At 71.1% G+C, this 3184-nt stretch carries 4 protein-coding genes and 1 pseudogene; 2 read left to right on the forward strand and 3 right to left on the reverse strand.

Annotated elements, in window-relative coordinates; all coding sequences use genetic code 11:
* Positions 1-293, reverse strand: a pseudogene (locus R6V09_RS49510) (hypothetical protein); the annotation flags it as partial.
* Positions 294-593: 300 nt separating this feature from the next.
* On the opposite strand from R6V09_RS49510, the gene R6V09_RS49515 reads away from it, so the two are divergent.
* Complete coding sequence (locus R6V09_RS49515; protein WP_317887997.1) at positions 594-1745, forward strand: glycosyltransferase; 1152 nt, start codon at positions 594-596, stop codon at positions 1743-1745.
* Between the two features lie 69 nt (positions 1746-1814).
* Here R6V09_RS49515 and R6V09_RS49520 read toward each other — a convergent pair whose 3' ends face one another.
* Both R6V09_RS49520 and R6V09_RS49525 read right to left on the reverse strand, forming a co-directional pair.
* Positions 1815-2039, reverse strand: a complete 225-nt coding sequence (locus tag R6V09_RS49520; protein ID WP_317887998.1) for a hypothetical protein — start codon at positions 2037-2039, stop codon at positions 1815-1817.
* Between the two features lie 39 nt (positions 2040-2078).
* On the reverse strand, positions 2079-2909 hold the full coding sequence (locus R6V09_RS49525) for a helix-turn-helix transcriptional regulator (RefSeq protein WP_317887999.1): 831 nt from the start codon (positions 2907-2909) through the stop codon (positions 2079-2081).
* A 143-nt stretch (positions 2910-3052) separates the two neighbouring features.
* Between R6V09_RS49525 and R6V09_RS49530 the strand changes: the two genes are divergently transcribed.
* Positions 3053-3184: SDR family NAD(P)-dependent oxidoreductase (locus R6V09_RS49530; protein ID WP_317888000.1), on the forward strand; the 132-nt coding region annotated here is incomplete at its 3' end.

Below are 3184 nucleotides of genomic sequence, written 5' to 3' on the forward strand. Positions count from 1 at the left end.
GGGCCCGGGTCGCCCTTCGGGCCGGTGGGGCCGGTCGGTCCGGTCGGGCCCTTGCAGTGTCCGTTGCCGCCGGCCTCGGTCGCCTCGGACTTGTGATGGTGGTGCGGCTTGCAGTCGCCGCCGCCATTGCCGGCTGCCGTCTTGACCTGCTCGGTCATGCTCCGTGCCGCCGCGCTGGCAGGACCGGCCGCCCCGGCCGCCAGGACCAGCGCGAGCGAGGCCACCATGCCCGTCTTGCGGAACCTGTTCCGGGCCAGCGGCCCGAGTGGTGATGTGCGGAACTCAGGACTCATCCACATGCTCCTTGCTCGACCGGTTCGGGTGATGTCCCGAATCCGAGTGCGAGCTTGACCTGAGCGGGCCGGGGCGACCTGCCTAGCGGATCGGACGCGCCAATTTGTCATCGTATCGGACTAATCGATGCGTTCTGATGGGGCATTTTTTACCTGTGATCACCCGTCCGGGCTCAGCCGCCGCTGTTCGGGGGCTCTCGGGTGTGGTCCTCCGCGTGGATGGACGGTCGCGGAGTGGGCGCGTGCCACTGTGGCGCGCGTGTTTCCGACGGGACGTCAGCGTCCGGGACGGGTGAGGCCGTGAAGCAGCAGACCCTCTGCCTGTGCATGATCGTCAAGAACGAGTCGCTCGTGATCGAGCGCTGTCTGGAGGCCGTCCGCCCCCTCATCGACTACTGGGTGATCTCCGACACCGGCTCGACGGACGGCACGCAGGACGTGATCCGCAAGGTGCTGGACGGGATTCCGGGTGAACTACACGAGGAACCCTGGGTCGACTTCGGGCACAACCGCACTCGGAACATCCAGCTCGCCCGCGGCAGGGCGGACTACCTGCTCACCCTCGACGCCGACCATGTCCTGCGACAGGACGCCCCGCTGCCGAGGCTGACGGCGGGCTCGTACATGCTGCGTTACGACGGTCCCGGCACCCAGCACCGGTTCAAGCACCTGATGCGGGGCGACTGGTTGTGGCGCTACGCGGGTGTCACGCACGAGTACCCGTGCACCGACGAGCCCGACGCCCAGGAGAACCTCGGCGCGCTCGTCATCGAGGACCAGGCCGACGGCGGGTGCCGCGGCGACAAGTTCGAGCGGGACGCGCGTCTGCTGCGGCGCGAGCTGGACCGCGACCCCGACAATCCGCGCACCGTCTTCTATCTGGCCAACACCGAACGCGACCTGGGGCACACGGAGGAAGCGATCGCTCTCTACGAGCGTCGCGCCCGGATGGGCGGCTGGGGCGAGGAGGTCTACTGCTCGCTGCTGGAGGCCGGAGTCCTGAGGGCGGAGCGGACCGGCGACTGGCCGGGGGCGATGGACGCGTTCTCCCGGGCGTGGGACGGACGCCCTCAACGGCTGGAAGCCTGCTACGAGTTGGCGTCCCGGCTGCGTCTCGCGGGCCGCTACCGCACCGCGTACGCCCTGCTCGGCGATGCCGTCGGCAGGCCGGAACCGGACGATCTGCTCTTCACCAGACCCTGGGTGTACCGCTGGGGGCTCCTCTTCGAGCTCTCGATCACCGCCTACTGGGTGGGCGAGTTCGCGGCCTCCGCCGAGGCGTGCGACAGGTTGCTGGCCCTGCCGGACCTGCCCGCCTCCGTCCGCCGCCAGACCCTGGCCAACCGGGAGTTCTCCGCCCCGCACCTCGCCACGGTCCCCGGACCGTCCGACCCCGCGCGCAGGCCGAAGGCCTCCCGGGCGGGCAAGGCGGCCAGGGGGAGGAAGAAGTAGGGGGCAGGTCGGGGGAGGGCGCGGGCACTGAGACTCGCCCCCTCCCCGCGCCGCTGTCGGCCGTGCCCGCTACTTGTCCGCCCGGTAGAGCTTGATGTCCTTGTTCACGAACAGGTGGACGTAACCGCACCGCCAGCAGATCAGGCCGGTCGCGTTCTCGTCGGCCCAGCCCATCTTCATGAACTCCATGCCGGTGCTGTTGAGCAGGACGCCCCGCTCGCGGAACAGATCCCCTTGGCAGACCTGGCAGTTGAGCCAGATGTCTCCCAGTGCCGCGCGTACCGGTTTCGCCATCGCGTGAACTCCCCCGTTCTTACCGTGTGTTGACCGAGATTACGGGGTGGGTGCGTGCAGGGAGGCGAGCCGGGCCAGCGACGTCGCGTCCTGCGTGTCCGGCTCGGCCGTGCCGACCAACAGGCACTGACCGGGGGCGCTCTGGACGTCGAACGTCTGGTAGGTGAGCGTGATGCGGCCCACGGCCGGGTGGTTGAAGGTCTTGGACCGGCGGCCCGGCCGGCTGACGCTGTGGTCGCCCCACAGTGCGGTGAACTCCTCGCTGCCGCTGAGGAGTTCGGTGACGAGTGCGATGAGTTCGGGGTCGTCCGGGTCGTGTCCCGTGGCCAGGCGCAGCGCCTCCGCCGAGCAGCGTGCCACGTGCTGCCAGTCGGCGAAGAGGTCGCGGGCGGCGGGGTCGAGGAAGAGGGTGCGGACCATTCTGCGGGGGTCCCCGAGGGGCGCCAGGAGGGCGTCGGCCAGCGCGTTCGAGGCGAGGACCTCCAGGCGCCGGTTGATGACGTACGCCGCCGCCGTCGGGAACGCGTGCATCAGCCGGAGCAGCGCGGGGTCCACCCGGTCGGCCGACGTGGCGGGGACGGGTCTCGGGACCAGGCCGGCCAGCCGGTACGCGTGCCAGCGGGCGTCCATGTCGAGGCACAGGGCCCGCGCGAGGGCGTCGACCACCTGGCCGGAGGGGCTGCGCTCCCGGCCCTGCTCCAGCCTGGCGTAGTAGTCGGCGCTCACTCCGGCGAGGACGGCTACCTCCTCACGGCGCAGCCCGGCGACCCGGCGCACCCCGGAACCGGGGAACCCCACCTCCGCGGGCGTCAGCCTGGAGCGCCGCGCCCGCAGGAACTCACCGAGCGCGTATCGGTCCCTACCGTCCATTCCAAAAGCCTACGGCGCCCCCGCTTCCTGGGAGTGGCGCACCCAGGAAGCCCCGTCCTGCCGCTTCGGCGCGATCCCGCCCATGCTCGGAGGGCGCGGTGGATCACCGCCGCGCGGACCGGCTTTCCCCGAAGGGGCTCCCCATGACCACCACCGTCCCGTCCCCCGACCGCACCGGCAAGGTCGTGCTGATCACCGGCGCGAGCAGCGGTATCGGCGAGGCCACCGCCCGGCTGCTGGCCGCGGCCGGCCACCGGGTGGTGCTGGTCGCGGAG

Source organism: Streptomyces sp. W16 (assembly GCF_033194735.1).
Lineage (GTDB): Bacteria > Actinomycetota > Actinomycetes > Streptomycetales > Streptomycetaceae > Streptomyces.